The following is a 15,339-nucleotide window of genomic DNA, read 5'->3' as shown; positions in this document are numbered from 1 at the left end:
CGGCGGGGGGGGGGGGGCCGGGCCGCCCCGCCTCCGCCCCCGCCGGCCCCCCCTGCCCCCCCGCCCCCCCCCCCCCCGCCCCCGTGGGCCCCCGAACGGACACCGGAGCGGAAGAGGCGGCCCGCCTCACCCCGTCACCCCGCGCCGAGCCGTTCGCGGCCGTGCGGTGCCTCCCAGTCGGGCTCCATGGGGGCGACCTCGATGTGCCGTACGCCGTCCTCGCGCGAGGGCGGCGGGCTCATTCGATATGTGTCGAAGTCCGTGGTCTCCCGGAAGGCGGGCCGCTGGTACAGGTCCCGCGCGTACGCCCACAGGTGGGGGTAACCGGGCAGGCCTTCCTCGGTGACACCGCCGACCGGGTTGTAGGCGAGGTCGAAGCGGGCGAGGGTCGGCCAGAGCCGGATGTCGGCCTCGGTGATGCGGTCGCCGAACAGGAAGCGGCGCTCCGCGAGTCGGGCGTCGAGGGTGTCCAGCGCCGCGCACACCCGCCGCCGCCATGTCTCGTAGGCGTCCTGCGTGGTGGCGCCGTCGACCTGGTAGACACCGTCGTTCACGTTCTCGTGGACGAACGCGTTCAGTTCGTCGATCTCCGCGCGCAGCGGCTCGGGGTAGAGCTGGGTCTCCGGGTCGCCCCACTCCTCGAAGGCGGTTCCCAGGTCGATGGTGATGCACCGGAAGTCGTTGCTGACGATGCGTCCGGTGGCCCGGTCCCACAGCACCGGGGTGGAGATGTGGCCCGGGTAGCCGGGCTCGGTCGCCTCGTACGCCTCCAGCAGCAGCGTGAAGCCGTTCACGGGGTCGGCTCCGCGCCGCTCGCGGAACGCCCAGCCGCGGCCGTCGCGTTCGTCGTCGACGTGCGAGAGCGAGACGACGTCCGTGAGCCCCTTGAGCTTTCGCACCAGCGCGGTGCGGTGTGCCCAGGCGCAGCTCCACGCGATGTAGAGGTGGTAGCGGCCAGGTTCGGCGCGGAAGCCGCTGCTGCCGTCCGCCGTGACACGGTCCTGGAACGCGTAGCGTGGCCGCTTCCAGCCCGCTGACACGTCCACCCTGCCGGGTCCGTAGGGCCCGTAGGTGGCGAGGTCGACGGGGCTGGCGTACACCGGTCCGCCGGGCTCGGCGGTCCGGGGCGAGGGGGAAGAGGGGGTCACGAGGGCGCCTCCGAGGGGTCCGGGCCGCGGTGTCGTCCCGCGGGTACCGCGTCGCGCGGCAACCGGGGTACAGCCGCGAGCAGTTCGCGGGTGTAGGTGTGCCGAGGCGCCTCGAAGACCTCGGCCGCTTCCCCGGTCTCCACGACGGCCCCGTCCTTGAGGACGGCGACCCGGTCGCTGACCTGGCGCACGACGCCGAGGTCGTGGGAGATGAACAGGTAGGCGACGCCGAGTTCCGCCTGGAGCCCGGCGAGCAGGTCGAGCACCTGGGCCTGGACGGTCACGTCGAGCGCGGAGACGGGCTCGTCGCAGACGATCACGCGCGGCTCCGTGGCCAGCGCGCGGGCGATGGCCACGCGCTGGCGCTGCCCGCCGGACAGGCGCAGCGGGCGCCGCTCCAGCAGTGAGGCGTCGAGGCCGACCTGCCGCAGCAGCTCTCCCGCACGCTCGCGGCGGCGCGCTCGCGGCACACCTCCGGCGCCCAGTGCCTCCTCCAGCACCCGCCACACGCTGAAACGCGGGTCGAAGGAGCTGAGCGGGTCCTGGTAGACGACCTGGAGCCCGGGGCGTACGGCCCGGCGCTCGCCCGGGCTCAGCGCGGCCCAGGATCTGCCGCCGACGAGGACCTCGCCGTCGTCGGGGTCCGTCAGACCGAGCACGAGCCGCGCGAGGGTGGTCTTGCCCGAGCCGGACTCGCCCACGAGGCCGAGGGTCTCGCCCTGGCGCAGCGCGAAGGAGACGTCCTTGACGACGCGGCGGTCCTTGTAGGACTTGACCAGGCCGCGTGCCTCGATCAGTACCTCCCCCTCCGGGCCGCGCGCGTTCTCGGCGGGGCGCGCCTTGGGGCGGGCCTCCGGGCGGGCATGCCGCACGTCCTCGCGGCGTGCTGCCGGGACGGCCGCCAGCAGTTCCCTGGTGTACGGGTGTGCCGGCGCGGTCAGCACCTGTGCGGTGGGGCCCTCCTCCACCATCGCGCCGTCCTTCATCACCATCACCCGGTCGGCGAGCTGCGCGACGACGGCCAGGTCGTGGCTGATGAGCAGCAGCGCCGTGCCCGCCTCCTTGCGCTCGGCCAGCAGCCGCAGGATCTGCGCCTGGACGGTGACGTCGAGCGCGGTGGTGGGCTCGTCGGCGATGAGCAGGGCCGGTTCGCAGGCGATGGCCGAGGCGATCAGTGCGCGCTGGCGCAGCCCTCCCGACAGCTCGTGCGGGTACTGCTTCGCCCGTACCTTCGGCTCGGGCATGCCGACGCTGCGCAGCAGCTCGACGGCACGTTCGTGTGCCCGCGCTCGCGGCATGGCGCGGTGCAGCCGCAGGGCCTCGGCGATCTCCTGGCCGACGCGGCGCAGCGGGTCGAGCGAGACCAGCGCGTCCTGGAGCACGAGGCCGATGCGGTTGCCGCGCACGGTGCGCCACTGGCGGTCGCCGTAGACGGTGGCGTCCTTGCCCTCGATGCGCAGGGACTCGGCGCTGACGTCGGCGTCGGGCCCGGTGAGTCCGATCAGGGTGCGGGCCGTGACGCTCTTGCCCGAGCCGGACTCGCCCACGATGGCCAGGCACTCGCCCGCGTGCACGGCGAGCGAGACACCGCGTACGGCCTCGGTGCCGCCGAACGCGACGGTGAGGCCGCGTACTTCGGCTATCGGGTGCGCCGGACCGGCTGCCGTGTGTGCGGCGCCGGGTGCCGCACGCGTAGCGCCGTCCGCCGCGCGCGTGGCGTCGGCTGCCGGGTGCGCCGAGCGCGTCGAGTGTGCCGGGTGCGTCGGGTGCGTCATGCGGCCCTCCCTTCCATGCGCCGCTGGAGCCAGCGGCCCGTCACCGTGATCGAGAGGACGGTCAGCGTGATCGCGAGACCGGGGAAGACGGCGACCCACCAGGCGATGCCGAAGTAGTCGCGGCCCCCGGCGAGCATGGCGCCCCATTCGGGTGCCGGGGGCTGCGGTCCGAAGCCGAGGAAGCTCAGCGAGGAGGCGGCGACCAGCGCCGTGCCGACCTCGATGGTGGCGAGCACCAGCAGCGGTGCGAAGGCGTTGGGCAGGATGTGCCGGGCGATGACGTGTGTGTTGCCCAGGCCCAGTGACCTGGCCGCTTCCACGTATCCCGAGCGGCGGATCACCATGGTCTGCACGCGGATCAGCCGCGCGTACACGGGGATGGTGTAGAGCGCGATGGCGTAGAGCGTGCCGACGGCGCCGGGGCCCGTGACGCTGAGGATCAGCAGCGCGAGCAGCAGGCTGGGCAGGGACAGCACGACGTCGACGAGGCGCATGACGATCTCGTCGGCGATCCGTCCGCCGAGCGCCGCGAGCAGCCCGAGCAGGGTGCCGCAGACGACGGCGAGCGCGGTGGCGCCGAGCCCGGTCAGCAGCGAGGGGCGTGCGCCGTAGACGATGCGGGTGAAGATGTCGCGGCCGTTGGCGTCGGTGCCCAGGAGGTGTTCGGCGCCGGGCCCCTGGAGCGCGCTGAGCACGTCGGAGTCGGCGGGCGATCCTTCGGTGAGCAGGCCGGGGAAGAGCGCGGCGAGCACGATCAGCGCGAGGAAGAGCGTGGCGGCCCACAGCCCGGGGCGCAGCCGGGTGCGGGACGTCGTGGCGGAACGGGCGATCAGGGTCGTCGTCACCGGTCGCCGCCTCGGGTCGCACGGCGGAACTCGGGCATTACTGGGCACCTCGCAGTCGGGGGTCGATGACCCGGTAGAGCAGGTCGAGCACGGTGTTGATGACGACGTAGAGCAGCGCGGTGAGCAGGACGACGCCCATCACGACGGGGAGGTCCTTGTCCTGGACGGCGGAGAGGACGAGGCGGCCGATGCCCTGCCGGGAGAAGACCTGCTCGATCACGACCATGGCGCCGATGAGCATGCCGAGCATCCAGCCCGCGATGGTGGCCACGGGCAGCAGCGCGTGGCGCAGTGCGTGCCGCAGCCGTACCCCGAAGTCGGACATGCCGCGGGCCCTGGCCGTCAGCACGAAGGGTTCGTCCAGGGCCAGTTCGAGCCCTTCGCGCATCACCTGGGTGAGCAGCGCGGTCAGCGGGGTGGCGACGGCGACGGCCGGGAGGACGAGCCCCGCGAATCCGTCGCCGCCCGCCGCCGGGAACCAGCCCAGCTGGAAGGAGAAAAAGGTCAGCAGCAGGATGCCCACCCAGAAGGTGGGCACCGAGACGCCGACCAGTTCGATGCCGGAGGACAGCCCGCGCAGCCAGCGTGCCCTGCGTGCCGTGAGCAGGCCGAGCACGGTGGAGGCGACGAGGGCCAACGCCATGGCTGTCAGGCCCAGTTGGACGGAGGCGCCGAGCTGGGACCCGACGGCCGAGGCGACGGACTCGTGCAGTTGGTACGAGTGCCCGAGATCGCCGCTGAGCACCCGCCCGAGGTGGGCGAGGTACTGCGCGAACAGCGGCTGGTCGAGCCCGTACTCGGAGATGATCTGCGCACGGACCTGTGGGGTGACGGTGTCCGTGCCGATCAGCGCGTCCTCCACCTTTCCTGGGGTCAGGTGGAGGGCGCAGAAGGATACGGTGACCGCTCCCCAGAGGACGAGGAGCGAGGTGCCCAGCCGCAGGAGAACGGTGCGCAGCGTGCGGTTGTCCCGCCGCCGTGAGGTGGTCATTGATCGGTCACCCATGCGTCGTAGAAGGTCGGGTATGCCTGCGGGTCCCAGTCGATGCCCTGGGCGTTCTCGGAGGCGCCCATCAGATAGCTGACGACATAGACGGGGAAGGCCGCGGCCTCGTTGGTCACCTGGCGCTGGACCTTGGCGTACAGCGCGGCACGCTCCTTCGCGTCCGTGGTGGCCAGCGCGTCGCCGAGCCACTCGTCCACGCGCTCGTCGTCGAGACGTGAGGCGTTCTGGCCGAACTTCTCGGGCGTGGCGATGCTGTCGGAGGAGAAGAGGTTGCGCAGTGCGTCGCCGTCGGCGCGCTGCCAGCTCAGGTCCATCACGTCGTACTCGCCCTTGCCGTAGTCGGCGGCGAGTTCGTGCTGGGTGCCGGTGTCCAGGACCAGTTCAAAGCCCAGGTCCTTGGCCTCGGCCTGTATCTGCTCGGCCAGGGTGGAGCGCTGCTCCCTGTTCGCCGCCTTCACGAAGGGCCAGGTGACGGTGAGCCGCTTGCCGTCCTTGGTGCGGTATCCGCCGCTGTCGCGCCCGGTCCAGCCCGCCTCGTCCAGCAGTGCGGCGGCCTTCTTGGGGTTGTGCCGCCAGTGGGTGCCCGCGCGCTTGTCGTAGCCGGGGGTCGCGGGCGAGAGGGGGTTGGTGGCGTGTGCGAAGACACCGAAGTAGAGCTTCTCGACGACGGTCTCGAAGTCGATGCCGTCCCGGAACGCCTGCCGGACCCTGGCGTCCTTGAAGGGGCCCTTCTCGGTGTTGGGGTAGTAGGTGTACGCGCCGCCGGGCGCCTGCCGCTTCTCCATCCGCAGGTCGGGGCTGGCCTCCACCTGCTCGACGGCGGCGGGCGGTACGTTCGCGACCGCGTGCGCCTGACCACCCGTCAGCGCGCCGAGCCTGGCCGAGTCCTCGGTCAGTACGGTGAACTCCAGCTCCTTGAGGTGGGCCGGGCCCTTGTGCCGGGCACCCGCGGGGCCCCAGGCGTACTGGTCGTTGCGGGTGTAGGTGATGCCCTGGCGCGGGGTGAAGTCCTTCATCACGAAGGGGCCCGTGCCGACGAGCTTCTTGGCGAGCGCGTCGGCGCCCTTCTCCAGTTGCTCGGGCGACTGCATGCCGAAGTACGCGGTGGAGAGCGCGTTGAGGAACGGCGAGTGGGGGCGCGAGAAGGAGACCTCTAAGGTGCGTTCGCCGGTCACCTTCGTGCCCTCGTAGGGCTCGATGTAGCCGGCGGCCATCTCGGACTTGGTCTTCGGGTCGACGATGTGGTCGAGGTTCGCCTTGACGGCCTCCGCGTCGAAGGGGGTGCCGTCGGTGAAGCGGACGCCCTTGCGGAGCGTGAAGGAGTACGTCTTCTGGTCCTCCGAGATCTTCCAGGAGGAGGCCAGCCAGGGGCGGATGGTGCCCTTGGCGTCCATCGACACGAGCGAGTCCAGCACGGGCCGGGCGAAGAGCCCGGTCACATCCTGGGCGCTGGCGTGCGGGTCGAGGTTGACCGGCTCGGCGTTGACGGCGTACGTCAGTTTGCCGCCTTTGACGGGCTCTTCACTCTTCTGGTCGCTGCCCGATGCGCCGCTGCACGACGCGAGTGCCAGAGCGGAGACGGCGAGCAGCGTGACGGCCTTGGGCCGGTGGAGCGCCTTCATCGGGGGATGCCTCCTGGGAAATGTGCCACGCGGACTGTGCTGGGAGGTGTCGCACGGAGACGGGTGAGGGCGCAGCAGAGGTGTCGCGGTGCTGGGTTGCTCGCGGTGCTGGGTTGCGCCGTCGGTCCCGGCTCCGGTGGTGCGGACGGCGACCCCCGTGGTCCGTCGTAGGGCGGGGGCGCGCCGTGCCTCTTGGCGCCGGTGGTGCGGGCGGCCGTGCGGTACCGGCCCGGTCCTTCCCCGGGGGCGTCCCCCGGTGGCCGGTGCCGGTGCCGTACGGCGCGCCGTCAGTGCTTGGCGACCGCCTCGCGGACCGCCGGGACGATCTCGCGGGCCCAGCGGCCGAGGGAGACCTCGGTGGGTGCCGGGTCGGCGAAGTCGAAGTACACGAAGCCGTCCGCGCCGTGCTCGACCACGGCGGACGTCAGTTCCTCCACCCACTGGTCGACGGAGCCGCCGATCCAGCTCCCGTCGGCGTCGCGGGTGGCGTCAAGGGGGCGGTCGGTGATCTGCCCGGGGAGGTTGAAGATGGTGGAGATCTCCGAGGGATCGCGGCCCGCCGAGGCTGCGGCCTCCTCGACGCGCGGGCGCGACTCGCGGTAGAGCGTGCTCCGCCAGTCCGACGCGTGCCCGGGGAACCAGCCGTCGGCGACCCTGCCGGTGACGGCGAGGGACTTCGGCCCTACGGAACCCGTCCAGACGGGCGGCGCGGGCACGGGGGCCGGAGGCGCGTCGTACACCTGGTAGAACTCGCCCTCGAACGTGACGGGGCCGCCGCCTCCGGACAGCTTCCTGATGAGGACGATGGCTTCTTCCAGCGCCCGCACGGCGGCGCCCGGCGAGAGCCGGGTCACGCCCATGCGGACGATGTCGTCCCAGGAGCCGCCCGCGCCGAGGCCGAGCGCCACCCGGCCGCCGGAGAGCGCGGAGAGCGAAGTGACGGTGCGCGAGAGCAGGGGTGCGGGGCGGCTGGGCAGGTTGGTGACGTTCACGGCGCCCGTCAGCGACGAGGTGCTGCCGAGCACGACGCCGAGGATGGCGTACGCGTCGAGCTTGCCACCCGCGTAGGGGTGGTCGGAGATCGTGAACAGGTCGAGCCCGTCGCGGTCGGCCTGGGCCGCGTGGCGCAGCAGGCCGGACACGTCACCGACACCGGTCTCCCACGGCCCGAAGCCGAACATGATCTTCCGTTCAGGTGCCGACATGCGTACCTCTCTTTGGTGAGCTGGTGCTGCGCGCGTACGGACCGGCGAACCGGCCCGCCGGAGGCCCGCCCGCCTCCCCGCACGGAGGCGGGCGGGACGACCCACCGCAGGGCCACAGCCTTGTCCCGCGCGTTGCACCGATCAAGGGACGTTGTTTCAGGTTTTGGTCAGATACCAACAGACGTGTTGCAGCAATGTCAGAGGACGGTCAGACCCGCAGCGCACAGCCGCGTACGGGTCACGCGGAGGCACCAACTCCCCTGGTTCCGTGACGATATGACGTCGCGTCAGGATGCGGCATCGGCGGACTTTCCCGGCCCCTCGCCCGCGTTCCACGTCAGGTCGAAGGAGAAGGTGCGCAGCCGCCAGCCGTCCTTCGTGCGCACGGCTCCGGCCTCGTAGTGGCCGCCGATGCTGTAGTGCGTGCCCGGCTCCTCGCGCCGACGCACGTGCACCGCCATCAGATGGCCCCGCACCCGCGCGGTGTCGCCGTCGGCGTCCAGCTCGACGGCGTAGTTCGCGCTGAGGTGGTGGGTGCGCTCGAAGGTGGCTCCGGTCATCTTCTGGAAGCGCTCGAGGCCGTCGCGCCCTGCGAACTCGCCGAAGGGGAACGTCAGGACGGCGTCCTCGGTGAACACGTCGTCCAGCCAGTCGGTCCCGCCACGGTCGCGGTCCGTGTGGAGGACGTAGCGGTCGCACAGCGCGGCCACGTCGGCGCGGTCGCGCAGCGCCCGGACCTCGTCGCGCAGGATCGAGACCTCGTCGCGCAGGGCAACCTCGCCGGGGAAGGAGATCTCGTCGGGGAGAGCGGTCATATGGGTGTCCTGTCCGTGTACGGGGTGGGCGGGTGCGAGGTGGTGGGGCGCGCGACGACGGGGTGCGGGGCGGCCGCAAGCGTGGCCTGTGCCCTTCCGGGGTCCGCGAGTGCCGCGTACGGCACATGGCGCACGTGCGGCGGTGCGAGCGGCACATGGGTGCCGCCGAGCGCGACAGCCGCCGCGTAGCCGGGCACCGAGGGCGGCAGGGGTATGTCCCGTACCGCCCAGCCGCGCGGCAGGCGGGAGGTGTCGGCGCCGAGGTAGTCGAGCCGCGGAGGGCGGCACAGGCCGGTGCCGAGCCCCTTGAGATACGCCTCCTTGCGCGCCCAGATCCGCGCGAAGTGCTCGCCGCGCCGCTCATGGGGCGTACGGGCCAGCTCGGCGCGCTCGTCGGGGTGGAGGCGCCCGGCGCAGGCGTCGGCCGTGGCGGGCGCCGGTGCCCGCTGGACGTCGGCGCCCACGGTCTTGTCGGCCACGGCCACCAGGACCAGGCCGCCGCTGTGGGAGAGCGAGAAGTGCGGCGCGCCCGCCGCCGCGACACGCGGACGCCCGTGCCCACGACCGCAGTTGGGGCACGCGGCCCGCTCCAGGGGCACCTCGCGCGGGGTGACGCCTAGGCGGGCCGCGAGGAGGTGGCGCAGCAGCACGTGTGCGGCGAGGTAGCGGCGCGCGTCACGGGGCGCGGCGAAGGCGGCACCCCGCGCGCGCTCGGTCTCGTCCAGCACGGTCACGTCGAGCGGGGGCACGTCGAGCGGGGGCACGTCGAGCGGGGCCCGCGGCGGCCCGTCGGGCAGCCGCAGCAGCCACAGCTCCGGCTGCCAGGTGCCGTCGGGTGCGTCGTCCATGGCCCCTCCCTCGTCCTCTCCCGCCCGCCGCGCGGGCGCTCCGTGTGTCTGTGCCTGTGTCTGTGACTACGCGTCACATGGGGTTCGACGGCCGCGGACGGGTCGGGGGTCCCGCCCGCGGCCGGACCAGCCGGCGTCGGGGGTGCCGCCGGCGGCTTCAGGCCACCAGTGATCCACCGGTGGCGTCGACGGACGAGCCGGTGATCCAGCGCGCTTCGTCGGAGGCGAGGAACGTCACCACATCGGCGACATCCCCGGCTTCACCGACCCTCTTGAGGGCCGACATCTCGGTGATCTCCGCCACCAGCGCGGGCTCGTCCCAGAACGCGGCGCCTGTGCGGGTGGCGCCGGGCAGCACCGTGTTGATGGTGATGCCGCGCGGCCCGAGGAGCTTCGCGAGGTGCGGCGCCAACTGCTCCAGCGCGCCCTTCGTCATGGCGTACGTGACGGAGGAGGGATCGCCCAGGCGGGTCAGCCCCGAGGAGATGTTGATGACGCGTCCACCCTCGCTCAGATGCGGCAGCGCGCGCTGGATGAGAAAGAACGGCGCCTTGACGTTGACCGCGTAGAGGCGGTCGAAGTCCTCGGGGGTGGCGTCCTCGACGGGGCCCGCCACCTTCACCGCCGCGTTGTTGACGAGGATGCTCAGTCCGCTCGTCCCGGTGCGCTCGCGCAGGCCCTGCTCCAGCCCGCCGAACAGCTCGTCCACATCACCGGGCACACCCAGTTCGGCGCGGACGGCGAACGCGCTGCCGCCGTCCTTCTCGATGGTGGTGACGGTCTCGCGGGCGGCCTCCTCATTGCTCGTGTAGTGCACGGCGACCAGCGCGCCCTGCTCCGCCAGCCGCACGGCGACAGCCCGCCCGATGCCTCTGCTCGACCCGGTGACCAGCGCCGTCTTACCCGTAAGCCTGCCCATGTGCCGTACTCCTGCCGTTGCCTTCGGTCGGTGTCTCACGTGTCGTTCTCCGCTGCCTGGAGCGGAGAGGTGGCGGCCCGGTGTGTCATCGGGCCGCCGCGCCGGTGTGTCCCTGTGCGGCCCCGCCCGGCACTCCGCCCCTGCGGTGCCTGCCGTAGGGCGCGGCGCCCGTGCGCCGGTGCCTGCCGCGCCTGCGCACCAGCTGATGCACGGTCAGCGCGGCGAGGACACACGCCGCGGCGACCGCCCAGAGGACGATGTGCCACGCGTAGGTGTAGTGCGCGGCGAGGTCGGCCCGCGGCCCGCCGGAGAGGTCTCCGGCGGCGACCCGGCCCGCGAGCGCCCGCTCGCCCACCTTGGTCTGGATGAGGCTGACCAGCGAGGCGCCGAAGAGGGCGAGGGCCAGCGTGTTGGCCCCTCCGCGCACCGTGTTCAGCAGCCCGGAGGCCATGCCCACCCGGTCGGCGCCGACGAGGTTCATCGCCTGCGGGTCCACCAGTGCGGTGGCCATGCCGTTGCCCGCGCCGAGCAGCACCAGGGGGCCGATCAGCTCGCCGATCCCCGAACCGGGTTGCAGCACCGTCAGCCAGGCGTTGCCCCCGGCCATCAGGAGCATGGCCGTCACGATGAGCGTGCGCGGGGCGATGCCCATGTTGACGAGCTTGCCCGCGATCGGAGGGACGGTGAGCACCGGCACGGTCATGGCCAGCATGATCATCCCGGACTCGCCCGCGGTGAGGCCGCCCGCACCCTGGAGGTAGGTGGGCAGATAGACCAGCACACCCACGGTGCCGATGGACATGGTGAGGGCCGCCAGCAGCCAGCCCAGGAACGGCCGGTTGCGCACGAGTTCCAGGTCCAGCACCGGGAATTCGCTGCGCCGCTCCACCTGGAGGAAGACGGCCAGCACCACCAGTCCCACGGCGAGGAACCCCAGCACGCTCACGCTGCCCCAGCCCGCCTCCGCCGCCTGGTTGATGCCGTACATCAGGGCGACCATGCCGATGACGAAGGCGATGGTGCCGTACACGTCCACCTTCGGCCGCACGTCCGCCCTGGACTCCCGCATGAACGCGGTACCCAGCAGCACGAGCACACCGATGCCGGCGAAGACGAGGAACATCTCGCGCCAGCCGAACGCGCTGACCAGCCACCCCGCCACCGTGGGCCCGAACGCGAGGCCCACGCCCACCGTCGTGCCGACGGCGGCGAAGGCACGGGTGCGGGCCGCGCCCGAGAACGTGCTGCCCAGGACGGCGCCGCCGCCCGCCAGCACACAGGCCGAGCCCACTCCGGAGAGCGCACGCGCCACATCCAGCAGCAGGATGTCCGTCACCCCGGCGGCGGCGAAGGTGCAGCCGACGTAGACGATGGCGCCCAGCCGGAAGACGCGCCGCCTGCCGAAGATGTCGCCGAGCGAACCCGCGACGAGGGTCAGGCAGGACGCCGCCAGGAAGTAGCCGGTGACGACCCACTGGAGGGCCCCGCTGCCCGCGTCGAGGTCCTTCGCGATGCGCGGCAGGGCGACGCTCGTCCCCGACATGGCCATGGGCACCACCAGGAAGCCCAGCAGCACCGAAGCGAGCGTCAGCACCTGGCCTGCCCCCGTGCGCGACCCGGACTCCCCCGCGTCGGGCGCCGAAGCCCCCGACGCCGTTTCCGACTCCTCGACCAACTGTCCGCTCATAGGATTTACAGTAAAACATGTAAGGCAACGTGTAAAGCGATCGTTGTTCTTTTGCTCGGACGACCCCTCCCCGGCGCCGCTTCAGGCGGCACGGCGCCAGGTACGCGGGCCGTCGAAACCCGTCGCGCGCTCGGGCCTGCGCCAGGCGGCCACGGGGCGCCGCACCGACGCCGCCGAGGCATCCGCGCAGCTCGCGCCCGCCGCCGTACGGGCGAGCAACAGGACGGTGAGGACGGCCAGTTCCTCGGGCTCGGCGTGGCCGCGCTCGACCCTGAGCACATGGCTCCCGAAGGTCTCGTCCCTGTCCGTGCGCAGGTCCCTGTTCATGTCCAGGTCCTTGTCCGTGTCCATGGGGTTCTCCATAGGTGTCGGGCGGCCTCGGCGGGCCGATGGTGGGTGTCGTGGTGTCACTGGGGCGGGTTGCCGTGCTTGCGGCGCGGCAGGTCCGCGTCCTTGGAGCTGAGCATCGCCAGCGAACGGGCGAGCACGGAGCGGGTGTCGCGGGGGTCGATGACGTCGTCGACGAGGCCGCGCTCGGCCGCGTAGTACGGGTGCACCAGCTCCCGCCGGTACTCCTCGATCTTCTGCTGACGCATCGCCTCGGGATCCTCGGCCGCGGCGATCTCCCTGCGGAAGACCACGCTGGCAGCGCCGTCCGCGCCCATCACCGCGATCTCGTTGGTCGGCCAGGCCAGCGCGATGTCGGCGCCGATGGAACGCGAGTCCATGACGATGTAGGCGCCGCCGTACGCCTTGCGCAGGACCACCGAGATGCGGGGCACGGTGGCGTTGCAGTAGGCGTAGAGCAGCTTCGCGCCGCGCCGGATGATGCCGTCGTGCTCCTGGTCGACGCCCGGCAGGAAGCCCGGCACGTCGATCAGCGTGACGAGGGGGATGTTGAAGGCATCACACATCTGGACGAAGCGCGCGCCCTTCTCGGACGCCTCGATGTCCAGCACCCCCGCCATGGCGGCGGGCTGGTTGGCGACGATGCCCACCACATGGCCGTCGATCGAGGCGAGCGCGCAGACGATGTTGGGGGCCCAGGCCGCGTGCACCTCCATGTAGTCGCCGTCGTCCACGATCTCCTCGATGACGGCGTGGATGTCGTACGAGCGGTTGCCGTCGGCGGGAACCAGGTCCAGCAGCGCGTCCGAGCGGCGGTCGGCCGGGTCCTCGCTGTGGACGGTGGGCGGCAGTTCGCGGTTGTTCTGCGGCAGGAGCGAAAGGAGGTAGCGCACCTCGGCGAGGCACGTCTCCTCGTCGTCGTAGGCGAAGTGGGAGACGCCCGAGGTCCCGGCGTGCACATCGGCACCGCCGAGCCCGTTCTGCGTCACCTCCGCACCCGTGACCGCCTGCACCACATCAGGACCCGTGATGAACATCTGGGAGATGTCGCGGACCATGAAGACGAAGTCCGTCAGCGCGGGACTGTAGGCGGCGCCGCCCGCACACGGGCCCAGCATCACCGAGATCTGCGGGATCACACCCGACGCCCTCGTGTTGCGCTGGAAAATGCCCCCGTACCCCGCGAGCGCCGCCACACCCTCCTGGATACGCGCACCCGCACCGTCGTTCAGCGACACCAGCGGCGCACCCGCCGCGATCGCCATGTCCATGATCTTGTGGATCTTCGTCGCATGCGCCTCACCCAGCGCACCGCCGAAGATACGGAAGTCGTGCGCGTAGACGAACACCGTCCGCCCGTGCACCGTGCCCCACCCGGTGATCACACCATCCGTGTAAGGCTTCTTCGACTCCAGCCCGAACCCGGTCGCACGGTGCCGCCGCAGCTGCTCCACCTCCGTGAAGCTGCCCTTGTCCAGGAGGAGTTCGATGCGTTCGTGGGCGGTGAGCTTGCCCTTGGCGTGCTGCGCCTCGGTCGCCCGCTCGCTCGGGCCCAGGCGGGCCTGGTCCTTGAGCGCGTGGAGTTCGTCGAGGCGGCCGTGGACGGTGTCATCGGCGGGGCCCGGAGACGTCGTATTCGTGTTCGTGGTCGTGGTCGTGGTCGGCATGTTCTTCGCTCTTTCCTTGTGGGAGGCGGTCGGTGCCGCCGTCGTACGGGGAGGTCGCGCGTGCCCCGCGCGCCCTGAGCCGTTCGGCGGCCAGCGCGGCGAGCGCGGCGGCCAGTGAGGCGAGGCCGCCCAGGTAGAGCCCGGCGCGGACGCTGTGGTGCTCGGCGAGCCAGCCGACGAACAGGGCGCCGAGCGGCGAGGACCCCTGGAGGATCAGGGTGTAGAGCGCCATGACGCGCCCGGTGAAGCGCGGGTCGCTGCCGAGCTGGATGCGGTGGTTGGCGGCCTGCGCGAAGTACGTCATCGCGTAGCCGGTGAGGAAGAGCAGCACCAGCGCGGCCGGGAAGGTGGGTGCCCAGCCCGCCGCCGCCTCCAGCGCGCCGAAGGCGAGCGCCGCGACGAGCACCGTGCGGGCCGCTGGCCGCTCCCGTCGCGCGGTGGTGACCAGCGCAGCGAGCAGCGAGCCCGCGGCGAGTGCGGTGGTCAGCAGGCCGAAGGCGGAGGCGTCGGCGCCGAACACGGACTTGGCGGCGAGCGGCAGCGTGAGGTGGAAGTTGAAGCCGAACAGGCTGACGACCCCGACCAGCGCCAGCATCAGCCCCAGGTCGGCCCGCGAGGCGAGATAGCGCAGCCCGTCGGCGACCTTGGCGGGGCCCGCACCCACCACGCGGTCGCGCAGCTCGGAGGGCCGCATCATGCGCAGTCCCACCACCGTGGCGAGGTAGCTGGCGGCGTTGAGCAGCATGACGGGGCCCGTGCCCGCCGCGCTGATGACCAGACCGGCGACGGCGGGTCCCACCACGCGCGCCGTGTTGAAGTAGGCGGCGCTCAAGGCCGAGGCGTTGGGCAGCAGTTCGGGGCCGACCAGCTCGCGCACGAACGATATCCGCGCCGGTACCTCGAAGGCGTTGACGGTGCCCAGGCCGAGCGCGAAGAGGTAGACGTGCCACAACTGGGCCGTGCCGCTCAGCGCGAGGGCCGCGAGCAGCAGGGCCAGCACGCCGGAGACGAGGTTGGCCACCGTCAGCAGCAGCCGCTTGTCGTACCGGTCCGCCAGCCTGCCCCCGTACAGGGTCAGCAGCAGCATCGGGGTGAACTGAAGCGCGGTCACCGTGCCGAGGGCCGTCCCTGAGTCCCCGCTCAGGGAGAGCACCAGCCAGTCCTGGGCCACGACCATCATCCAGGTGCCCGCGACGGAGAGGATCTGGCCGGAGGCGAAGAGCCGGAAGTTGCGTACGGAGAGGGAGCGGAAGGTGCTTCCGAGGAGTCCGGGGCGCTTGGACATCGGTCGTCGTCAGCCTCGGGTCTCGTGGGAACGGCCGCTCCGGGACGCGCGGTCACCACGTGTGCGGTGGTCACGGTGCCTCGCGTGGTCGCGGCACGTCACGTGGTCACGGCACGTCACGTGGTCACGGCACCTCGCGTCGTCGCTGGGGCCGTCCGGGCCCGGGTGG

The 15,339-nt window shown here is 72.1% G+C and carries 13 protein-coding genes; all 13 read right to left on the bottom strand.

Annotation, left to right across the window (positions count from 1 at the left end; translation table 11 throughout):
• Positions 1–134 precede the first annotated feature (134 nt).
• The gene (locus ACWGJ2_RS12725) at positions 135–1,148 is read right to left on the bottom strand and encodes a glutathione S-transferase C-terminal domain-containing protein (protein ID WP_453346063.1); all 1,014 of its coding nucleotides are present in this window, start codon (positions 1,146–1,148) and stop codon (positions 135–137) included.
• Positions 1,145–2,923, bottom strand: coding sequence for a dipeptide ABC transporter ATP-binding protein (locus tag ACWGJ2_RS12720; protein WP_453346062.1), 1,779 nt, complete (start codon positions 2,921–2,923; stop codon positions 1,145–1,147). Before ACWGJ2_RS12720 ends, ACWGJ2_RS12725 begins: the two co-directional genes overlap by 4 nt.
• Entirely contained in the window at positions 2,920–3,768 is an 849-nt protein-coding gene (locus ACWGJ2_RS12715) for an ABC transporter permease (protein ID WP_453346061.1), read from the bottom strand. The genes ACWGJ2_RS12720 and ACWGJ2_RS12715 overlap by 4 nt, the downstream gene beginning before the upstream one ends.
• A gap of 37 nt (positions 3,769–3,805) precedes the next feature.
• Positions 3,806–4,759 (bottom strand): ABC transporter permease, encoded by a 954-nt coding sequence (locus ACWGJ2_RS12710; protein WP_453346060.1) that lies wholly within the window; start codon positions 4,757–4,759, stop codon positions 3,806–3,808.
• On the bottom strand, positions 4,756–6,396 hold the full coding sequence (locus tag ACWGJ2_RS12705) for an ABC transporter substrate-binding protein (RefSeq protein WP_453346059.1): 1,641 nt from the start codon (positions 6,394–6,396) through the stop codon (positions 4,756–4,758). The genes ACWGJ2_RS12710 and ACWGJ2_RS12705 overlap by 4 nt, the downstream gene beginning before the upstream one ends.
• A 287-nt stretch (positions 6,397–6,683) precedes the next feature.
• Entirely contained in the window at positions 6,684–7,601 is a 918-nt protein-coding gene (locus ACWGJ2_RS12700) for an LLM class flavin-dependent oxidoreductase (RefSeq protein ID WP_453346058.1), read from the bottom strand.
• A gap of 287 nt (positions 7,602–7,888) precedes the next feature.
• Positions 7,889–8,416 (bottom strand): nuclear transport factor 2 family protein, encoded by a 528-nt coding sequence (locus tag ACWGJ2_RS12695; RefSeq protein WP_453346057.1) that lies wholly within the window; start codon positions 8,414–8,416, stop codon positions 7,889–7,891.
• Positions 8,413–9,264, bottom strand: a complete 852-nt coding sequence (locus tag ACWGJ2_RS12690) for a 4'-phosphopantetheinyl transferase family protein (protein ID WP_453346056.1) — start codon at positions 9,262–9,264, stop codon at positions 8,413–8,415. The genes ACWGJ2_RS12695 and ACWGJ2_RS12690 overlap by 4 nt, the downstream gene beginning before the upstream one ends.
• Positions 9,265–9,421: 157 nt before the next feature.
• Entirely contained in the window at positions 9,422–10,183 is a 762-nt protein-coding gene (locus ACWGJ2_RS12685) for an SDR family NAD(P)-dependent oxidoreductase (protein WP_453346055.1), read from the bottom strand.
• A gap of 85 nt (positions 10,184–10,268) precedes the next feature.
• Positions 10,269–11,870: an MFS transporter gene (locus ACWGJ2_RS12680; protein WP_453346054.1), complete on the bottom strand. Its 1,602-nt coding sequence runs from the start codon at positions 11,868–11,870 to the stop codon at positions 10,269–10,271.
• 81 nt (positions 11,871–11,951) lie between these two features.
• Complete coding sequence (locus tag ACWGJ2_RS12675; RefSeq protein ID WP_453346053.1) at positions 11,952–12,221, bottom strand: acyl-CoA carboxylase epsilon subunit; 270 nt, start codon at positions 12,219–12,221, stop codon at positions 11,952–11,954.
• Positions 12,222–12,277: 56 nt separating this feature from the next.
• Positions 12,278–13,885, bottom strand: a complete 1,608-nt coding sequence (locus ACWGJ2_RS12670) for an acyl-CoA carboxylase subunit beta (RefSeq protein WP_453346052.1) — start codon at positions 13,883–13,885, stop codon at positions 12,278–12,280.
• Positions 13,827–15,170: an MFS transporter gene (locus tag ACWGJ2_RS12665; RefSeq protein WP_453346051.1), complete on the bottom strand. Its 1,344-nt coding sequence runs from the start codon at positions 15,168–15,170 to the stop codon at positions 13,827–13,829. The genes ACWGJ2_RS12670 and ACWGJ2_RS12665 overlap by 59 nt, the downstream gene beginning before the upstream one ends.
• Between the last annotated feature and the right edge of the window lie 169 nt (positions 15,171–15,339).

The organism is Streptomyces sp. NPDC054796, assembly GCF_053611545.1.
The sequence above is the reverse complement of the archived record's forward strand: the minus strand, read 5'-3'. Positions and strand labels throughout refer to the sequence as shown.

What these genes read in the sequence shown, in the direction of transcription:
- ACWGJ2_RS12665 (WP_453346051.1), bottom strand. Translation starts at nt 15,170, where the DNA reads ATGTCCAAGCGCCCCGGACTCCTCGGAAGCACCTTCCGCTCCCTCTCC.
- ACWGJ2_RS12710 (WP_453346060.1), bottom strand. Translation starts at nt 4,759, where the DNA reads ATGACCACCTCACGGCGGCGGGACAACCGCACGCTGCGCACCGTTCTC.
- ACWGJ2_RS12695 (WP_453346057.1), bottom strand. Translation starts at nt 8,416, where the DNA reads ATGACCGCTCTCCCCGACGAGATCTCCTTCCCCGGCGAGGTTGCCCTG.
- ACWGJ2_RS12685 (WP_453346055.1), bottom strand. Translation starts at nt 10,183, where the DNA reads ATGGGCAGGCTTACGGGTAAGACGGCGCTGGTCACCGGGTCGAGCAGA.
- ACWGJ2_RS12705 (WP_453346059.1), bottom strand. Translation starts at nt 6,396, where the DNA reads ATGAAGGCGCTCCACCGGCCCAAGGCCGTCACGCTGCTCGCCGTCTCC.
- ACWGJ2_RS12680 (WP_453346054.1), bottom strand. Translation starts at nt 11,870, where the DNA reads ATGAGCGGACAGTTGGTCGAGGAGTCGGAAACGGCGTCGGGGGCTTCG.
- ACWGJ2_RS12670 (WP_453346052.1), bottom strand. Translation starts at nt 13,885, where the DNA reads ATGCCGACCACGACCACGACCACGAACACGAATACGACGTCTCCGGGC.
- ACWGJ2_RS12700 (WP_453346058.1), bottom strand. Translation starts at nt 7,601, where the DNA reads ATGTCGGCACCTGAACGGAAGATCATGTTCGGCTTCGGGCCGTGGGAG.
- ACWGJ2_RS12690 (WP_453346056.1), bottom strand. Translation starts at nt 9,264, where the DNA reads ATGGACGACGCACCCGACGGCACCTGGCAGCCGGAGCTGTGGCTGCTG.
- ACWGJ2_RS12720 (WP_453346062.1), bottom strand. Translation starts at nt 2,923, where the DNA reads ATGACGCACCCGACGCACCCGGCACACTCGACGCGCTCGGCGCACCCG.
- ACWGJ2_RS12675 (WP_453346053.1), bottom strand. Translation starts at nt 12,221, where the DNA reads ATGGACACGGACAAGGACCTGGACATGAACAGGGACCTGCGCACGGAC.